Below are 18963 nucleotides of genomic sequence, written 5' to 3' on the forward strand. Positions count from 1 at the left end.
GAATGACATAACGTTTGTTTGTAACATTGTCACGAAAAAAGCTTATTTTCATAAACAATCTCATGAGTTTTAAAAAGAAGATTAATGACGAATTGCTTTTTATCAAGATTAAATGATTGTATTTCTATTATTTCTTGAAAGACATTTTGCCATGTTTCTGCATACTTTTTGGATAAATGAATAGCTCCCTCTTTTAGCAACATAATAGCTTTTTTATGAATTCTATCAAGAATTTCATCACAAAACTGTTGAAATTGTATATCTGTATCAGATAACGAAAGCGCTTGAGCAAGATTATGTGCAATAACTGGATCACAAATAGATTGCTCTAAGAGTTTATTAATGGTTTGAATAATTTCAAGGCCACCATGACAAAGAAGTAATGCTGCTTTTCGAAGACTACCTTGAGATTTTTGAATAATTGTTTCAATATTTTGCGGGTTAATTAATTCCTGATTAGGAAAAAAATGTAAAATGGCTTTTTGCATTTCATTATCATGTAAAGGTCTTAGAGAGATTTTCTGACAACGTGAACGAATTGTTGGAAGCAATTTTCCTAAAGAATGAGAAATAATAATGAATAAAGTTTTTGTTGGAGGCTCTTCAAGTGTCTTAAGAAGAGCGTTTGCAGCATTTCTATTCATATCATCCGCAGAATCAATAATGATAATGCGCCACAAACCATCTCGAGACGTCTGAGTTAAAAAATGCTTGATATCACGGATATCGTCAACTGTGATTTCTGTTTTGAACTTTTTTGTTTTTACATTGAAACGACGTGAGACGTGTATAATACCAGGATGACTACCCTGCTTGATTTGGCGCCATATGATTGAATCTTGTCCTGGTTGCAAAAATTTGTTTTTTTGAGAATTTAAAATATTCCAAGCAAGATGAAATGCTAACGTTGCTTTTCCTATTCCACGTTCTCCTTCAAATAATAGCGCATGATGTAGCTGCCCTTCTCTAAGCATTTGCCCTAAAAAATGACGAACCTCTTCATGGCCAATGAGGGTATTATTCTGTGAAGGTGATAAAATACCGTCAATATCATCATATTGACGTAAAAAATTTATATCATTCATGAAAAAGCCAATAGTGCCTGATGACAAATATCTTTTATTTGATCTGCAATTACTTCGACTGAACATGTCCCGTCAATAACTTGAAATCTGTGAGGCTCATGTTTCGCTAATTCAAGAAAAGCTTGGCGTCTTTGCTCTTGAAGAGCTAGACTAGCTTTTTCAAAATAATCAATTTTTTTTCTTCGTAAGTTTACACGCTCCATCCCAAGTTTTGCAGGTATATCTAATAAAAACGTTAAATCAGGTTTTATTCCTTTCATACCAATATGCTCTAAAATAGAAAAAATATGTGCATCCACTTTATTATCTAATCCTTGATAAACCCGTGTAGAATCAATGAATCGATCACATAAAACAATCTTTCCAGCTTGCAAAGAAGGTTTAATGATTTCAGAAACATGATCAGCACGTGCTGCTGTAAATAAAAACGTTTCAATAAATGGCCCATATTCGGCTACACTACCTGATAATAAAATATAGCGTATTGCTTCTGCACCTGCTGTTCCTCCAGGTTCACGCGTTATAATAACATCGTAACCTTTTCTACCTAAATGTTGAGCAAGCAAAGAAATTTGAGTTGTTTTTCCTGCGCCTTCTCCTCCTTCGAATGTAATAAAATAACCTGACATGTAAGAATCTCTTAATTCCTTATTTTGGTGCACGTTTGCAAATTATAAGTATTTCCGTGACCACCCAATTGTTATTTCATAAAGTGCATCTTTTACTTTTGCAAAAAAATTGCCTTTTTCAATATCTGCTCCAGCCCAGATTGATTTTTCAACAAGAAGTTGTTTATCTGAAAAAATTTGAATAATACCAATTTTTTCCCCTATAGTGATAGGAGCTTTTAACGGACCATGATATTGAATTATCGCTTTCACATCATTAAAAGTTTTTTGCTTTGAAAGCATAAAACTTATCGGTTCTTTAACAATAAGCGGAACAGAATTTTGTGCTCCACCATAAACAGAAGCATAACCAACCGTCTCACCTCTTGTAAAAACTGTTTTAAGATCAAAAGCTGTCATAGCCCATTCAAGAATGCGTTCTATTTCTTTTGTACGCTCTTTTTTATTTTGCAAGCCGTTAACTGCAAGAAAAATACGTCGCTGTTTCTTACAAGCAGAAACAACTGTTGAAAACCCTATTTCTTCACTATAACCGAAACCTAGTCCCTCTATTTCTATATCATTTTCTTGAAAAAGAAGGGAATTTTTATTATGTTGAGTAATCTTATTCCAAGTAAATTTAGGCTCACGATAAAGAGCATAATAATCAGGATATTCACGAGAAATATGGCGCGCTAACGTAATTATATCACGTAATGTTATAAATTGCCCTTTTTCAGGGAGCCCTGTTGCGTTAACAAAATGGCTCTGTAGCAATCCAAGTGTTTTAGCCCTCTTATTCATTAATTTTGCAAAGTTAGCTTCATTACCAGCTATTCCTTCAGCTAAAGTAATAGCTGCATCATTTCCATTAACAATAATAAGACCTCGCAAAAGATCAAAAACACTAATTTCCGTTTTTTCCTTTGCAAACATAGTGGTTGTACCGGAAGGCGCTCCCCCTTTTCTCCAAGCATTTTCACTGACTTTAAATTTTTGTGTTTTATTTAAAAATCCTTTTTTAAGTTGATAAAAAACCACTTCAGCTGTCATCAATTTTACTAATGAAGCAGGAAAAAAAACAACGTCGCTTTGTTTTTCAAAAAGTATTGTATCTGTATTGTCATCAAATATCAGCAATTGTAATGCAGATGTTTGAAACTTTTTTGTTTGTCCTTGTTCATTGAATACTAATATCCAAACTAAGGAAAATAAGACTTTTAATAACAGATACATGCTGCTTCACCCTATTTTTTAGGATCAACATAAAGCGGTTTATTATACAAGAAAAGATTTATTCTTTTTTTAAATAAAGTGTTTTCAGAATAAAAAAATGCTTTAAAAGCCATTTAGTTTACTGAACCTATTTTAAATATTTAATAGAAGCAACTTGATAGAATGATGTGGGTTTATCAAGCAAAACCGGGCCAATTTGCGGCAATTTTATTGAAATAGTTTCATTTTGTTTCTTTTGATTACTCACAATATAATTATTTACATTAAAAGTAAATGATGTAATATCTTTTTGCGCTTCTATAGTATTTAATAATGCCATCATCATAGATGGGTTATAATTTCCAGGTTTATAAGAAGCTATTAAATATTCACTATCATAATTATTAATAGGTGCTTCAGAAACATATTCTACTTTAACATCTGCGGTGCCTTGATTTAAATAACCAAGCATTGTTGCAGCTTGTTTTGATAGATCAATAATTCTATTTTTCATGTAAGGACCACGATCATTTACTCTAACGATGATAGAGGACCCATTTTTCAAATTAGTAACACGAGCATAACTAGGTAACGGCATAGTAGGATGTGCTGCAGTTAAAAGATTCATATTATAAACTTCACCATTTGCAGTTAAGCGTCCATGAAAATACGAACCATACCACGATGCCTGTCCAACACGCTGATATGTTGGATCAGCTTTTGGATAGTACCACTTTCCTTTTATTTGATAAGGTTTACCAATAATAGCTCGTTTTACAACTTTATTTTTTGATTTATTTTGTTCACTTAAAATTCTTTCAGGCACAGAAACAGCTTTAGCCTTTATAGCTTTATTATTATCAACATTTTTTGTTGAAAGTTGCAATATTGGACTTGCACAAGCTATCAACAATTGAGTGGCAACTATTATAAAAATAAATCGAAATATCAATTTAACAATGGAGGTAAATTTTACATTGCTATCTAAAAGCATTTATCAACCCGCTTATTTCTATATTTACATCATGTACACAAACAAAACTAAAATCTCTGCATATGATAAGGAAATTAACGCTATTGAAAATCCTTACTCCCACGCGAATGTCTATGGTATTATTAAAATTTACTTTTTATCAATAGTTTAACACAACGTTAAAAATATTTATTATATCATTAGAAATGATAAATAACATTTTAAAAAGATAAAATAGTCATTAAAGTTTAATAAAATCAATTTATTAAAGTAGAATCTTGAATAAAATAATCACGATGTAGTTTATTAAATAAATAGTATATATTTATGTGAATAACTTATAAATGCTTTTAATTTAAGAATAGCAGATAAACATATTCAACGAATCGTCTCAACATTTTTTATTAATTTATGCATAAAAAATATTGAAAAATATTCTTGATGAGCACGTAGAAATTACAGTTGTGAAATTATATGCTATAATAAAGTCTATTTACTCAAGCTTTTAAAAGCCTAAACTATTTTAAAGGAGAATTTGATGCATCCATAAAGATGGGTAGTATCAATAACAGACATAAAAGTGATAAAGGCCAATCTCTTCAGACAACACCATCTTCAAATCTTGATCTTTAAATTTCAGTATGTCTTTCTTGTAAGGCAATTGTTATTCCGTTTATCATCAGATATTTTCTCTTTAATTACTTTATTTTTTTACCATCCACACAAATGTTTATTCTGTTTGCTATACTTCAAGATTTGTCTTATCAAATTTGCTTTTTTGAGCTGATGATAGCACAGTCTTTCTTCTCCAGATAAATTAGAAACAAACCAATACAAAATTAGCAGAGATAACACCAAACACTTGAAATCCTATATTACATTTTTTTATGCAAAATAAGCTGAATACACTAACTTCAATGATCGTTTTAATTTTTAATCATTAATAAAATAACCAAGATTCCATAAATTCTTGTTAAAGAATGTATAATTAGCTTTTTCGCTAAACTAATTATTGAAAACTAAGCTAATTCGTTAATATAAAATGAGCTAATTTACAAAGTTCAAAATATTTTGTCATATAATAAGCTATGCCCTATATACATGAATAAGTTTTTGGAGATATTTTATGCTAGATGTACTAACTACACAACGAACTATAACTATCTATCCTAAGTTAAAAATATTAAAGCTATTTTTTATTGTTATTTTTTTAGCGTTTTTAATACCGTTTTTAAGCGGATGTGGATTTAATGTGATACCAACAAATGAAGAAAAAGCGCATGCAGCATGGAGTGAAGTTTTAAACCAATATCAACGTCGTGCAGATCTAGTTCCTAATCTTGTAGAAACTGTTAAAAGTTATGCATCACACGAAAAAACTGCACTTGCTAATGTTATAGAAGCACGTGCAAAAGCAACGCAAACAACCATTAATGCTGAGATGTTAAATAACCCAGAAATTATACAACAATATCTCAGTAATCAAGCAAATTTATCAAGCGCACTTTCACGCCTGATGGCTATTGTTGAAAATTATCCCGACCTTAAAGCAAATCAGAATTTTTTAACTCTTCAATCACAACTAGAGGGAACTGAAAATCGTATTTCTGTTGCTCGCCGTGATTATATTGAAGCAGTACGTATGTATAATACTGCACTTAAAACAATGCCAACAATAATTTGGGCAAAGTTATGGTTTCGCGATGCAAGATCTATGCAAACATTTACTATTGACAGTAATGCTCACAAAACACCACAGGTTAATTTTAATTAAATGATGCTATTTCGATATTCTATTCAACGTAGTATTATTTTATGTTTTTTGGCTTTTATAAGTGTTTTAGTTTTAATTATTACATTCAATAGTGTTCTCTATTCTCACAGCTCATTCCCTCGCTTAACTGGCCACGTTAATGATATAGCACACTTACTTGATCGAGCAACAATAGAAAATTTGACAACGAAGCTTTCTGCTTTAGAAAAAAAAACAGGTGATCAAATTGTTATTGTAACTATCCCTACTCTTTCTGGAATTGATATTGAAACCTATAGTAATACCCTTTTCCGAAAATGGGCTTTAGGTCAAGAGAAGATTAATAATGGCGTATTACTTGTTGTTGCACCAAATGAACGTGAAGTACGTATTGAAGTTGGCTATGGTTTAGAGGGAGAATTAACAGATGCAGTTTCTGCCGTCATTATTAATAATTTTATTCTTCCTAATTTTCGTAAAAAAAATTATCAACAGGGAATTATCGAAGCAATCAATGCAATTATAAGAGTTATTATAGAAAATGATTCTGATTTCACTTTTCGAATCAAAGAAAAGGCTAAAGCCATTGAAATACAACGTCAACGAGAAAAAGAAGAAGAAATGATAGTTAATGCAATTATATTTTTAATCTTTTTTACAGTGATTGGTTTACCCATTTTAGCAATGATTTTTGGTAAAAAAGTAGGTCCACAAAAATATCGCTGGATGGGAATCATTTTTACTCTTTGGTTTATCAATTTGAGTACTAATGGTAGACGCTCCGATGGTAATTTCAGAAGACATTCAAATGGCGATGGTTTTAGAGGTGGAGGAGGTTCATCAGGCGGTGGTGGAGCGTCAGGAAGATGGTAAAATATCTTTAAAAGACGAATTTTATCACTTCATATATTGAATACTAATTCATACGATAAAAAAAAATTATTAAAAAACAAAAATATAATAATAAATTAAATTATTAATTAAAAATCTTCTAATTATTTTAAGATTTTGTTAAACTGTAATGATTTATAATAATAACTTTCATTTTAATGACAATGTTGATACTCTTTATTTTTTAATTTTCATTTCAATAAGCAACTCTATATCGTGTGCTATTATTTTAAGTGATAAAAGAGCAAATAACTTTAATATACATTTTTTAGTGACATCTAAATTGAAATATACTGATCGCAATCATTTATCACATTATTTTAAAGCAACTCACCATACTTCACCAGTTGAATGGAAAATAAGTAATAGTTTAGTCGAATACCCTGAAGCGTTACGCTATATGCAAGAACGTGTGGAGAATATTTTTGCAAAAACTGCACACGAACAAGTCTGGCTTCTCGAACACCCTCCTCTTTATACAGCGGGAACAAGTGCTCAACAAAAAGATTTATTAGCTCCTCATTCTCTTCCTGTATATGAAGCAGGTCGTGGTGGTGAATTTACATATCATGGTCCAGGACAACGTGTTGCTTATATTATGCTTGACCTTAAACGTCGAAGACAAGATATACGCGCTTTTATCAGTGCATTAGAACAGTGGATCATTGAAACACTTGCACAATTTAACATTAAAGGAGAACGTCGTGAAGATCGAGTTGGTGTTTGGGTTATTCGCCCTGATCGTCCACCAACAATAAATGGAACACCAGCAGAAGATAAAATCGCTGCTATTGGTATTCGTATCCGTAGATGGATAAGCTTTCATGGCATTTGTATTAATATCGATCCTGATCTATCTCACTATACAGGAATTGTTCCCTGCGGAATTGCAAATTACGGTGTAACAAGTCTATTAGATCTAGGCTTACCTATAACAATGCATGATGTTGATATTGCTATGAAACAAACTTTTGAACAAATTTTTGGTCCAACAATTGCTATTTCCTAAGTGCATTGATTTTTAAATAAAAAACAGGCATAAAACTTAATTCTGATTAAAGGTTTATTTATATAACCTCAATTTAGATAGACGATCGAGTGCTATGAGCGAGAATAATAAAGATCTTTTTAGTATTTTAAATAATGCTCAATCTCGCATAGAAATGAAAGAACAAAATAAGCCAGTTTCAGTAAACCGGCAAAAGGTATCTCGGGCAATTTCTGTATCTGCTTCCCACAATGATACAGAAAAAAATGAATATAACGCTTTATCTATCCGAGTACTTGAAGGTTTAGAGCCTGTACGTCTACGACCTGGAATGTATATTGGCGGCACAGACAGCAAAGCGCTTCATCATTTATTTTCTGAAATTATCGACAATGCAATGGATGAAGCTGTTGCTGGTTATGCTGATTTAATTGATGTCTCATTAGATAGCCAAGGTTATATAACAGTTACAGATAATGGGCGTGGAATTCCTATTGAAAATCATCCCCAAATGCCGGATAAATCTACCCTTGAAGTCATTATGACACAACTTCATTCAGGCGCGAAATTTGATGGAAAAGCTTACCAAACCTCTGGTGGATTACATGGAGTAGGTATTTCTGTTGTTAATGCTCTTTCTGATGATATGGAAGTTGAAGTAGTACGAGAACGCAAACTTTACCGCCAACGTTTTTCATGCGGTATTCCTCAATCTGATTTAGAAAATCTAGGTGATGTTTATAATCGTCGCGGTACGCGCGTGCGCTTTCATCCCGACAGTAAAATTTTTGGCGAAAAAGCAGCTTTTGAAGCAGAAAAAATTTATAAGATAGCGCGCTCTAAAGCCTATCTCTTTGGTGGAGTAAAGATTCGCTGGAATTGTGATCCTATAATACTTGAAGGTATAAAAAATGTTCCTGAAAAAGCTATTTTTCATTTTCCAAATGGATTAAAAGATTATTTATTATCCTTATTAAAAAATGAATATTGTGTAACCTCTGAAGTTTTTTCTGGTAGAACAAAACAACATAGTGGTCATGGGTCAGTTGAATGGGCTATCGCTTGGTATGGTGGTAATGCTTGTGTACAGTCTTATTGTAATACTATTCCGACTGGAGAAGGTGGAACACACGAAGCAGGATTACGACAAGCTCTCTTGCGTGGCTTAAAAGCTTATGCCGAATTAATAGGTAATAAACGTTCTGCCATCATCACTTCTGATGATGTGATGATCTCAGCAGTTGCAATCCTCTCAGTTTTTATCAGAGAACCTGAGTTTGTTGGACAAACTAAAGATCGACTAGCTACAATTGAAGCACAGCGTATTGTTGAAAATGCAATACGTGATCCTTTTGATCATTGGCTCACTAATTCTCCACAAGAAGCGACAAAACTTCTTGATTGGGTTATTGAAAGAGCTGAAGAACGCTTAAAACGGCGCCAAGATAGGGAAATAAATAGAAAAACTGCTGTACGTAAATTAAGACTACCTGGAAAGTTAGCAGATTGTAGGCAAAATTCTGCTGCTGGAGCTGAATTATTCATTGTTGAGGGTGATTCTGCTGGTGGGTCTGCCAAACAGGCACGAAATAGAATTAATCAAGCAATTTTACCCCTTCGTGGAAAAATATTAAATGTAGCTAGTGCAGCGCGTGAAAAAATGAGTACAAGCCAAACAATTAATGATCTCATCCTCGCACTAGGATGCCAAACGCGTTCTAAATATCGTGAAGATGATTTAAGATATGAGCGTATTATTATTATGACAGATGCAGATGTTGATGGTGCTCATATTGCGTCACTTTTGATTACCTTTTTCTTTCAAGAAATGCCTGATCTTATTCGTCAGGGCCATTTATATCTCGCTGTACCCCCTCTTTATAGAATATCACAAGGAGGGAAAGTTGCTTATGCGCGCGATGATATCCATAAAGATGAATTGCTAAAAACTGAATTTACTGGAAAGGCGAAAATTGAAATTGGACGCTTTAAAGGTCTGGGAGAAATGCGGGCCGAACAACTTAAAGAAACAACCATGCATCCACAAAAACGCACGCTTTTACGTGTTTCTATCGATTCAGTTAACATACAAGAAACTAAAAATATAGTCGAAAATTTAATGGGTACGAAACCAGAAGCACGATTTCGATTTATACAAGAAAACTCCACTTTTGCAGATAATCTAGATATTTGATCTTTAAAATGTATTTATTAAACTACTGCAGCTGCATCAATAACACGCAATTGTGGACTGATGTTTCCTCTCCAATGATTTAAACTAAGATTGCCAGCCAAATGAATTGTTTTACCAATATTTTCAAAAAGAAATTGACCAAGTGGTGTTCCTACCGCACCAAAAGCGATCCCTTGCAATTTTTCGCCTTCAATATTAGAAATAATAAGGCGCAAATGGCCTTTTCCAACTTCATATAACTTAACTAACCGATGAGAAGGAAAGGCAAAAACAGGTATAGCATTTCCTGAACCAAAAGGACCCGCCTTTTCAATCATATCAAAAAGATCTTTATTAGCACCAGAAGCAGAAAGAAAACCATCTATGCTGAGAGACTTCTTAGCACGTAATTGTGAAACCATTAAAGACACTTTTTCTTCTAGCCATTCACGAAAAGCTTCAATTTTTGTTGACTGAATTGTAAATCCCGCCGCCATACTATGTCCTCCTCCTTTTTCTAATAAATTTAATGTAACCGCTTCACGTACAAGTGCTCCCAAATTTATACCACTAATTGAACGCCCCGATCCAATACCACTTCCATCTTCTTTCAAAGCTATTACCAAAACAGGGCAAAAAAAGCGTTCTTTTAAACGAGCTGCAAGAATACCAATGATACCAGGATGCCATTCTTTATGAGCAATCACAAAAGGTGATGGTATTGTTTTCTCTTGATAAATAGAATCAAGATAAGACTCAGCTTGAGCTAATTGAATCATCTCCATTTCTTGACGTTCTTTATTAAGTCGGTCTAGCTCTTGTGCTATTCTATCTGCTTCATCTCTATCATTACAGCTGAGCAAATATGCTCCTAAGGCCTGATTTCCAATACGTCCCCCCGCATTAATCCTGGGTCCTAATAAAAAACCCAAATGGAAACTATTGAGTGGCTCTCCTATATGTGCAACCTTCGCTAAAGCAGCTATTCCAGGATTATACATAGACCGAGCTACCTGAAGCCCTTTATTCACAAAAGCACGATTAACACCCTGTAATGGAACAACGTCGCATATAGTAGCTAATGCAACAAGATCAAGCATACTCAAAAGATCAGGCAGCGCTCCTCCCCATTTTTTCTTCCGCAATAAACGATTAACCCACATTAATGTAATAAATACAACACCAGCAGCGCATAAATGTCCTTGTTCAGAAAAATCATCAGGACGATTAGGGTTAACAAGGGCAACAGCTTCTTCGTGAATATTCTCCATTTGATGATGATCTAAAACAATGACATCAGCACCCGCAAGCCTCGCTGCTCTTATTGCATCCGGACTATTCGCACCACAATCAACAGTAATAATTAAACTCGCCCCTTCTTGTACCAATCCTCTCATTGCCTGTTCATTTGGACCATATCCCTCAATAATACGATCAGGAATATAGATTTTTACTATTATACCGAAACAATGTAAAAAACGCGCTAAAAGCGCTGCTGAACAAGCACCATCAACGTCATAATCGCCAAAAACAGCAATTTTTTCTTGATTTATAATAGCTTTAACTAAACGCTCTGCTGCACAATCCACATCTGTAATCTTTTTTGGATCAGGCATTAAAATACGCAGTGTTGGGTTAATAAAAGCTACAGCTTCCGCTTCATCAACATCTCTCGCTGCAAGAACCCGCGCAAGTTGGTCTGGTAAACCAAATTTTTGAGAAATAGCACGAGCGTTATTAATCCTATCCATATCAAGAGCATCAACCCAAGCTTGATCACAAGCAGAAGATTGAACATTAAGTAAATAACGAAATCGCTGCATTATTATTGATTATACTCCAACAAGTAACAAAAATACAATCACACCTTAAAAGAGTAAATCACCATTGGTAAAGTTATCATAACAGTACACGTATATAAATTTTATTTTCTCTTGACGCAAATCATCAGACATTATATCAAATAAATAGCATAGTTGTAATGTATTTTGTTGTGATAGAATGCACAACGCCAAGCAACAAAAAATGCCCTTACTTTCAAAGGGATTCTTATAAAGGATACTTCATGGCAACTTTTTCACAAAAGCCAGCCGAAGTGGTAAAAAAATGGGTTATTATTAATGCAGAAAACCTCGTTTTAGGTCGTCTTGCTACGCTCGTTGCTAACCGCTTACGTGGAAAACACAAAGCTACTTTTACTCCCCATGTCGATGATGGAGATAATGTTATTGTTATAAACGCAGATAAAGTAGCTCTCACCGGGAAAAAATATACCGATAAAAGGTATTATTGGCATACTGGTTATATTGGTGGCATCAAAGAACGCACAGCTCGCCAAATTCTCGAAGGACGTTTTCCTGAACGAGTTATTGAAAAAGCTGTAGAACGTATGATCCCTCGTGGTCCTCTTGGTCGCCGTCAAATGAAAAATTTGCGTGTTTATGCCGGTAATGAACACCCACATATAGCACAACAACCTGAAGTTCTTGATGTAGGTGCTTTAAATTGCAAAAATAAAAGGATTGCTTAGATATGGCTGAACTCAATTCTCTTTCTCAATTTGGTACCGCAACAGGTATTGTAGCATCTAATGAAAATGTTGCTCCCATTCACGTACAAAAACTTGATTCACAAGGACGTGCTTATGCAACAGGCAAACGTAAAAATGCTATTGCTCGTGTATGGATCAAGCCAGGATCTGGAAAAATTACTATTAATAATAAAGAGTTCGACAAATATTTTGCCCGTCCTGTTCTTAGAATGATCCTTCACCAACCAATTGTAGCAACCAAAAGAGATACTCAGTTTGATATTGTTGCAACAGTTGCTGGAGGAGGTCTTTCGGGTCAAGCAGGCGCAGTACGGCATGGACTTTCAAAAGCACTAACTTATTACGAACCAGCACTTCGCACTATTTTAAAAAAAGGAGGATTTCTTACACGTGATAGCCGTGTTGTTGAACGCAAAAAATACGGTAAAGCAAAAGCGCGGCGTTCTTTCCAATTTTCAAAACGTTAATTCAAATTTTTATAATGGTATGTTGAGTTTTCGTTTTCAATAGAGGTTTCTTTTGTTTTAAAAAATAACTAAGGTTATTTAATAAAACAGTGTTTTTTCTTGTCGCTGTCTAAAATAAAGCTTTTAATTTAAAAAAGATTTTACCGTTGTAATAAAATGAGTCACAGAAATAGGTTTTGACATATATTCCTCACAGCCACTTGCACGAATTCGTTCTTCATCTCCTTTCATAGCAAAAGCTGTTACAGCAATAATGGGAATAGATTTAAGTTCTTCATCCTCTTTCAATTGTTTAATAATATCAATTCCTGATATTTCAGGCAATTGAATATCCATGAGAATGAGAGAAGGTTTTGAGGAACGAGCTAGATCTAACGCAATAAGTCCGTTACGCGTTTCAATGGTTTCATAACCACACGCTTCTATAAGATCACGAAATAACTTCATATTAAGTTCGTTATCTTCCACGATCATGACTTTTTTTAACATTCGTATAACTCCCACCCTTCCTATATAAAAAGGCTATTATATACTAGAATAAATTATCACTAAGCTGAGATGAAAAAAAAACTATAAATTTTTAAAAGTCTAAATAAACCATAATAAAAGCATTTTTTCATTATCTGTCGATAGTGATACAATTAAGTTAATTATAAATATCATTTCAATAAAAATAATATTTAAATTACTCAAAAAGCTGAGACACTTATGATTTGAAACCAAAAAAGAAACTCAATAATTTTGAAATCAAATATATATCTACAGTTATAAAAGCGAATACCGCTTATACTTTTTATACATGGCGGTAAAAAAATATTTAACGTATTTTACTCATAAAAGCATTAAGTTATATATCTCAATCTCATAAATTTTAATGATTTTTTATATCAATTGATAATATCTTATTTGACGAATAGCATATTTAATATTGCTGAATATTTTATAAAAATTAGTTTTAAATATGAAAAACCCCACTCAATAAAAATATTTGCATTCAGAGTGTTATTTTAATATTCAGTCATATTCCATGAGCTCCATTGTGTAATGAAACTGCTAAAGCATTCTATTATTTACAGATTATCAGCATTTTTGAGTTCTTTAATAATAATTATTTATCGAATTGATTTGATTAATAATTTGGATAGTCTAAGTCAAAATCATCTATTCGAACCATTTCAAATATTTGATAAGACAATAAATTGAAAATTTATAGTATTTATAAATGCTTTCCAAACTTTTTTTCACCATGATGAAGCATTCTCAAGAAAACATTAGCAGCATAGAGGAAATAAAAAAATTAAATCAATATGATCAAAAATTTCTAACTTTTATATAGCTCACATATATTATTGATATTTGGCGATCCCGACAGGATTCGAACCTGTGACCTACGGCTTAGAAGGCCGTTGCTCTATCCAGCTGAGCTACGGGACCAAACAAAAAACATCTTAATTTATGAGCAACATCCTCGTTAATGTGTCCAAGGTTGTTGCCGATTACTATGAAAATTATCAGAATAAGAAATAGCGCGTCGTAAAGTTTTATGCAAATTTTCTACACGATAAGGAATAGCATTTCTTATAGCAAAATTTATTGCTTCTTCTTTTGTTTGAAACCGAATTTTTATTTGACTATTTATATCAGTTGTTGCTGTATAACCCATAAGAGGTTCAATCATTTTTCTCTGTGCTGGCTCATATTGAAGAATCCAAAAACCAGTATTTGCCTTGCCTGACTGCATTGGTGTTTTTGCAGGACTATAAATACGCACAACCATAGATCTTTTTTCCCTTAGATAAACAATAACTAAAGCTAAATAATAACTTTAGCATATACCATCCAATTCGTGATATTATCTTTCATCGAATAAACATGGTCGGAGCGATAGGATTCGAACCTACGACCCCTGATCCCAAATCAGGTGCGCTACCAGACTGCGCTACGCTCCGTCATTTATATTTAACCCATCTTCCCTAAAATTTTCATAGCAAAAGTGCAAGAGAAAAACACACTTTTTTTAATTTTTCTATTCCTCAGTATATAATAATTCTTTTAAACACTTTTTAATCAAATGATAAACTATAGAAATAAAAAAACACTCTATAAAAAACAAAATCCATAGCAGATAGAATAAAATATCCTTAATATAGATTTTTAACAAAGTTAATAATAATTCATTATAGCAACTCTAGGTTATTATTATGTATGTTTATAATAAAATTCAATATAAAATAACCTAATATTATCCTTTAAATTATCATTACTTGCTAAAAAACAGAAAATACACCCATACTAAAAACTAAAAATGAAATCATTACTCGTTAAGATATTATACTTTAAAAAATAAGCTGTATTTTTTCATAAATCCAGATAACATTAAGATTAAAAAACATTAGAAAAAGTATTTACTGAATTTGCATATTGATAACCTCACTAATAATAGCACGCGTTACCTTACTTTTTCTTTGTAAAGCTAATTGATCAACAGAATCAATGATACTCTTTAATGAGAATAAAGAACGTTCACAACGATTTATAAGATAATGAATAACACTTGGATGAACTGTAATTTGCCGATCAGAAAATAGTTTAAAAGCAATAGCAGTTAATAATGCATCATCAGGCTGTTTTAACACAACTAGCATAACTGAGTTAAGACGACTTTTCAGATCATTCAATTGCAAATTCCATGTAGACGGTAATGTACGTGCAGTCATCAATAAAGTAGCTTGATTCATATGTAGATTTGCTTGTTTAACACTATTAATTAGATGAAAAAGACCAATTTCACTGATCTCAGCTGAATCAATATCCTCAATTAAAAATGATTTACCTGAAGAAGCTATAGCAATAACCTGATCAATTTCTTCATGACAAATATTTAAAGCATTAGCTTTTTGAGCCCATACACTAGAAAAATGCGTCTTCCCAGATCCTTTATCTCCGATTAAGACCGCAATAGGTGGAATCCAATTTGGCCAATGATTAATCAGTTGAAAGGCCATGCGGTTGCTATCTGTCATTATTAAATCATCAAATTGAAAAACTGATTTATGAGAAAGATCCAAAGGTAACTGCGTTTCATATTTATTCATTCTATTGACTCCAAATTTTCATTTTGAGCATACATCTGAGAATTCAGATAAATATGCAGAACAAAACGAACTAGAACGCCAATGATAGCAGCTGCAGGAACGGCAACAAGCATACCTGTAAACCCTAATAATGAACCAAAAGCAAAAAGTGCAAACATCAACCAAACTGGATGAAGGCCAACTGATGAGCCAACAAGCTTTGGTTGTAGAATATAACCTTCAATAAACTGTCCAATAAAGAAAACTATCATTACAACAAAAACCCAACTCCAATCATCTGGATAAAATTGAACCCATGCAACACCAATAGATAGTATAAAGCCAATCATTGTACCAATGTAAGGAATAAAACTTATCAGACCAACAAATATACCAATTAAAAGAGCAAAATTCAGTCCTGTAATAGTTAAGCCGATAGCATAATACCCTGCCAGAATTAAACAAACAGTTCCTTGTCCACGTACAAAACCTGCGACAGCTTTATCCATTTCATGAAAAAGACTCCGGATAGTTATAAGATGACTGCGTGGTATCCAAGAATCAACAGCATTAACCATTTGTGGCCAATCTAATAAAATATAAAATGTTACTACTGGCGTTACTACAAATAGGCTAACAATATTAACGATAGATTTTCCTGATTTTAAAAGCGAATTCAATAGAGACGTAATAAAGTCAGAGCTTTGTCCTAAAAGCGCTTTAATATTAGTATGTAGCTCATTTGGATCACTATCAAAGTAACGCCTGACCCAATCAAAATTATGCTCAACAAAAAAGGTTTGAATGCGATTGACATAAATCGGTAAACCGTTGCTTACAAATTGTTGTATTTGTCCACTGATAATAGGAATCAAAATTATTAAAGCAGCCACAAAAATAATAATAATGGACAAAGTAATTAGTACAGTCCCAAAAACACGATGAATTCCAATTCTTTCAAAGATTTGTACAATTGGATTAAGAAAATATGCTAACACAATTCCTGCTATAAACGGAAACAAAATTGATCCAAAAATAAACATAAAAATAACGAAAAAAATCAATGTGCCTAGCCAGAAAAAAATTTGCTTTTTCATATCATTTGGTAATGGTACTTGGGCATAAGCGGGTATATAGGCCGTATAATTATCATGAGATTTACTTTTTTTATTCATTTTCCTGTTCATTAGCATTAAAGAGTTCTTTTAACTACTTGATATCCATTTAATAAATATTAGTGAAATTCTTTTAAAAGATTATGAAATTTCTTTTGCTTGAGTCAAGTAAACAATAATTGTATTTTGATTAATAGATCCGATAACTCTTGCAGAGATAACTTTATCATGGCATTGCATAAATATCAAAATCTCATTTCCTATAAGGAAGGCTCCAATGAGCAATCAACAACTAGTGAATAAAAAAACTAATAAGAATCTTACCTACGCAGATAGCGGCGTTGATATTAACATAGGCAATATAATGGTAGAAAAAATTAAGCCCTATGTACACTCAACAAAACGAATAGGTGCAGATACAAAAATAGGCGGGTTTGGTGGTCTATTTGATTTAAAAGCAGCAGGTTTTATAGATCCTATTCTCGTAGCAACTACTGATGGCGTAGGTACAAAATTAAAAATTGCTATTGAGACAGGTATTCATAATACTGTTGGTATTGATCTCGTAGCCATGTGTGTTAATGATTTAATTGTACAAGGTGTGGAGCCCCTTTTTTTTCTAGACTATTTCGCGACTGGAAAACTAGATACCAAACAAGGAGTAGAAATTGTTTCTGGGATTGCAGCAGGATGTCAACAAGCAGGAGCGGCTCTTATCGGAGGAGAAACTGCAGAAATGCCTGGTATGTATGCAAAAGGAGATTATGACCTAGCAGGTTTTGCTGTAGGAGCTGCTGAACGGAATTCATTGTTACCTTCAAAAGACCTGGTAGAAGGGGATATTATCTTAGGTCTTAGCTCATCTGGAGCGCACTCAAATGGCTTCTCTCTAATAAGACAAATCGTTGAAGAAAATGATCTTAAATGGAATTACCCTGCTCCTTTTAGTCCTGAAATAACTCTTGGTGAAGCACTGCTAATACCAACTCGTATTTATGTAAAATCTCTTCTGCCAGTTATAAGGAATAACAAAGGAATTAAAGCTCTTGCTCATATCACAGGCGGTGGCTTTCCTGAAAATATTCCACGTGTTCTGCCATCTTCCCTTTGTGCTGAAATTAACCTCTCTGCAATTCCTATTTCACCAATATTCTTATGGATTGCTCAACTGGGTAAAATACAAGAAAAAGAAATGCTCCGAACCTTTAATTGTGGTGTTGGTATGATTGTTATTGTAGCACAAAATTCAGTTGAAGCTGTTACGAAAGCACTTGAGGAGCAAGGAGAAACCATTACTCCACTTGGTATTTTAAAAAAATACCAAAATAAAAAAGTTACTTATAAAGGTAAGCTTAATTTATGAAAAAACAGATCATTGTCTTTATTTCCGGTAACGGATCTAATATGGTTTCGCTGATTAAGGCTAGCCAACAAACAGAATATCCTGCTAAAATCGCTGCGGTTATTTGTGATAATCCTCATGCTGCTGGCATTAAAAAAGCACGTGATAATAATGTACCTATTCATGTTGTTGATCGCAAAAATTATCCAACAAAAGAAACACATGAAGAGAACATCCTCACTATTTTATCCCAATATCAACCAGATCTAATCTGTTTTGCTGGTTATATGCGCCTTGTTTCATCATATTTTATCAAGTTGTATGAAGAACGGATACTTAATATTCATCCCTCTCTTCTTCCCTTATTTAAGGGCTTAAATACCCATGAAAAAGCTTTAGCAGCGGGAATGAAAATCACTGGCTGTACTGTTCATCTGGTTACAGAAAAAATAGATGCAGGAAAGATTCTTGCGCAAGCTGCGGTTCCAATACACCCCCATGATACTGTAGAAAGTTTGGCGCAAAGAGTTTTAAAAGCTGAAAATAAACTCTATCCAGAAGCCTTAAAAGCATTTATTCAAGGAAATAATAAAGCAACAGACTACCAACAACAACTTTTTTCCCTTTAAACAACAATTTTCTATCAAGAATTTTCAGATAAAATACAAAATTGCTAAAAAATATTTAACATAGGAATACATGTAGCATTTATTCATTTAAACAATTTT

At 33.1% G+C, this 18963-nt stretch carries 17 protein-coding genes and 2 tRNA genes; 8 read left to right on the plus strand and 11 right to left on the minus strand.

Going from position 1 to position 18963, the window contains the following annotated elements; genetic code table 11:
* Positions 1 to 29: 29 nt before the first annotated feature.
* The 4 genes from BAR153v2_RS03210 to BAR153v2_RS03225 all read right to left on the minus strand — a co-directional run bounded on the left by BAR153v2_RS03210 (position 30) and on the right by BAR153v2_RS03225 (position 3902).
* Entirely contained in the window at positions 30 to 1085 is a 1056-nt protein-coding gene (locus tag BAR153v2_RS03210) for a DNA polymerase III subunit delta' (protein WP_078680287.1), read from the minus strand.
* A complete protein-coding gene (gene tmk / locus BAR153v2_RS03215) occupies positions 1082 to 1714 on the minus strand; it encodes a dTMP kinase (RefSeq protein ID WP_078680288.1) in 633 nt (210 codons plus the stop codon). The genes BAR153v2_RS03210 and tmk overlap by 4 nt, the downstream gene beginning before the upstream one ends.
* Positions 1715 to 1756: 42 nt before the next feature.
* Complete coding sequence (locus BAR153v2_RS03220) at positions 1757 to 2929, minus strand: D-alanyl-D-alanine carboxypeptidase family protein (protein WP_078680289.1); 1173 nt, start codon at positions 2927 to 2929, stop codon at positions 1757 to 1759.
* A gap of 127 nt (positions 2930 to 3056) precedes the next feature.
* Positions 3057 to 3902 (minus strand): septal ring lytic transglycosylase RlpA family protein, encoded by an 846-nt coding sequence (locus BAR153v2_RS03225; RefSeq protein WP_078680290.1) that lies wholly within the window; start codon positions 3900 to 3902, stop codon positions 3057 to 3059.
* Positions 3903 to 5007: 1105 nt separating this feature from the next.
* On the opposite strand from BAR153v2_RS03225, the gene BAR153v2_RS03230 reads away from it, so the two are divergent.
* From BAR153v2_RS03230 to parE, 4 genes are all read left to right on the plus strand, one after another.
* Complete coding sequence (locus tag BAR153v2_RS03230; protein ID WP_078680291.1) at positions 5008 to 5655, plus strand: LemA family protein; 648 nt, start codon at positions 5008 to 5010, stop codon at positions 5653 to 5655.
* Complete coding sequence (locus BAR153v2_RS03235; protein WP_078680292.1) at positions 5656 to 6507, plus strand: YgcG family protein; 852 nt, start codon at positions 5656 to 5658, stop codon at positions 6505 to 6507.
* Positions 6508 to 6796: 289 nt separating this feature from the next.
* Complete coding sequence (gene lipB / locus BAR153v2_RS03240) at positions 6797 to 7534, plus strand: lipoyl(octanoyl) transferase LipB (protein WP_078680939.1); 738 nt, start codon at positions 6797 to 6799, stop codon at positions 7532 to 7534.
* A gap of 94 nt (positions 7535 to 7628) precedes the next feature.
* Positions 7629 to 9707, plus strand: a complete 2079-nt coding sequence (parE, locus tag BAR153v2_RS03245) for a DNA topoisomerase IV subunit B (RefSeq protein WP_078680293.1) — start codon at positions 7629 to 7631, stop codon at positions 9705 to 9707.
* A 17-nt stretch (positions 9708 to 9724) separates the two neighbouring features.
* Here the strand turns inward: parE and recJ are convergent, their stop codons facing one another.
* Positions 9725 to 11509, minus strand: a complete 1785-nt coding sequence (gene recJ, locus BAR153v2_RS03250; RefSeq protein ID WP_078680294.1) for a single-stranded-DNA-specific exonuclease RecJ — start codon at positions 11507 to 11509, stop codon at positions 9725 to 9727.
* 242 nt (positions 11510 to 11751) lie between these two features.
* Here recJ and rplM point away from each other — a divergent pair, with 242 nt between their 5' ends.
* Together rplM and rpsI are read left to right on the plus strand one after the other, a co-directional pair.
* Complete coding sequence (gene rplM / locus BAR153v2_RS03255; protein ID WP_078680295.1) at positions 11752 to 12216, plus strand: 50S ribosomal protein L13; 465 nt, start codon at positions 11752 to 11754, stop codon at positions 12214 to 12216.
* A gap of 2 nt (positions 12217 to 12218) precedes the next feature.
* Positions 12219 to 12704, plus strand: a complete 486-nt coding sequence (gene rpsI, locus BAR153v2_RS03260; protein ID WP_078680296.1) for a 30S ribosomal protein S9 — start codon at positions 12219 to 12221, stop codon at positions 12702 to 12704.
* Positions 12705 to 12827: 123 nt separating this feature from the next.
* On the opposite strand, the gene BAR153v2_RS03265 is transcribed toward rpsI, so the two are convergent.
* From BAR153v2_RS03265 to BAR153v2_RS03290, 6 genes are all read right to left on the minus strand, one after another.
* Positions 12828 to 13193, minus strand: a complete 366-nt coding sequence (locus tag BAR153v2_RS03265; protein ID WP_078680297.1) for a response regulator — start codon at positions 13191 to 13193, stop codon at positions 12828 to 12830.
* Positions 13194 to 14061: 868 nt separating this feature from the next.
* Positions 14062 to 14138: transfer RNA gene (locus BAR153v2_RS03270), tRNA-Arg, on the minus strand.
* Between the two features lie 37 nt (positions 14139 to 14175).
* Positions 14176 to 14481, minus strand: a complete 306-nt coding sequence (locus BAR153v2_RS03275) for an ETC complex I subunit (RefSeq protein WP_078680298.1) — start codon at positions 14479 to 14481, stop codon at positions 14176 to 14178.
* A gap of 96 nt (positions 14482 to 14577) precedes the next feature.
* Positions 14578 to 14653 (minus strand) — tRNA-Pro (locus BAR153v2_RS03280).
* 456 nt (positions 14654 to 15109) lie between these two features.
* Entirely contained in the window at positions 15110 to 15799 is a 690-nt protein-coding gene (gene hdaA / locus BAR153v2_RS03285; protein ID WP_078680299.1) for a DnaA regulatory inactivator HdaA, read from the minus strand.
* Entirely contained in the window at positions 15796 to 16953 is a 1158-nt protein-coding gene (locus tag BAR153v2_RS03290; RefSeq protein ID WP_198934316.1) for an AI-2E family transporter, read from the minus strand. Before BAR153v2_RS03290 ends, hdaA begins: the two co-directional genes overlap by 4 nt.
* Positions 16954 to 17170: 217 nt before the next feature.
* Between BAR153v2_RS03290 and purM the strand changes: the two genes are divergently transcribed.
* Together purM and purN are read left to right on the plus strand one after the other, a co-directional pair.
* Entirely contained in the window at positions 17171 to 18256 is a 1086-nt protein-coding gene (purM, locus tag BAR153v2_RS03295; RefSeq protein WP_078680301.1) for a phosphoribosylformylglycinamidine cyclo-ligase, read from the plus strand.
* Entirely contained in the window at positions 18253 to 18864 is a 612-nt protein-coding gene (gene purN / locus BAR153v2_RS03300) for a phosphoribosylglycinamide formyltransferase (RefSeq protein WP_078680302.1), read from the plus strand. The genes purM and purN overlap by 4 nt, the downstream gene beginning before the upstream one ends.
* The last annotated feature ends 99 nt before the right edge of the window (positions 18865 to 18963 follow it).

It is taken from the genome of Bartonella sp. AR 15-3, assembly GCF_002022445.1.
Taxonomy (GTDB): domain Bacteria; phylum Pseudomonadota; class Alphaproteobacteria; order Rhizobiales; family Rhizobiaceae; genus Bartonella.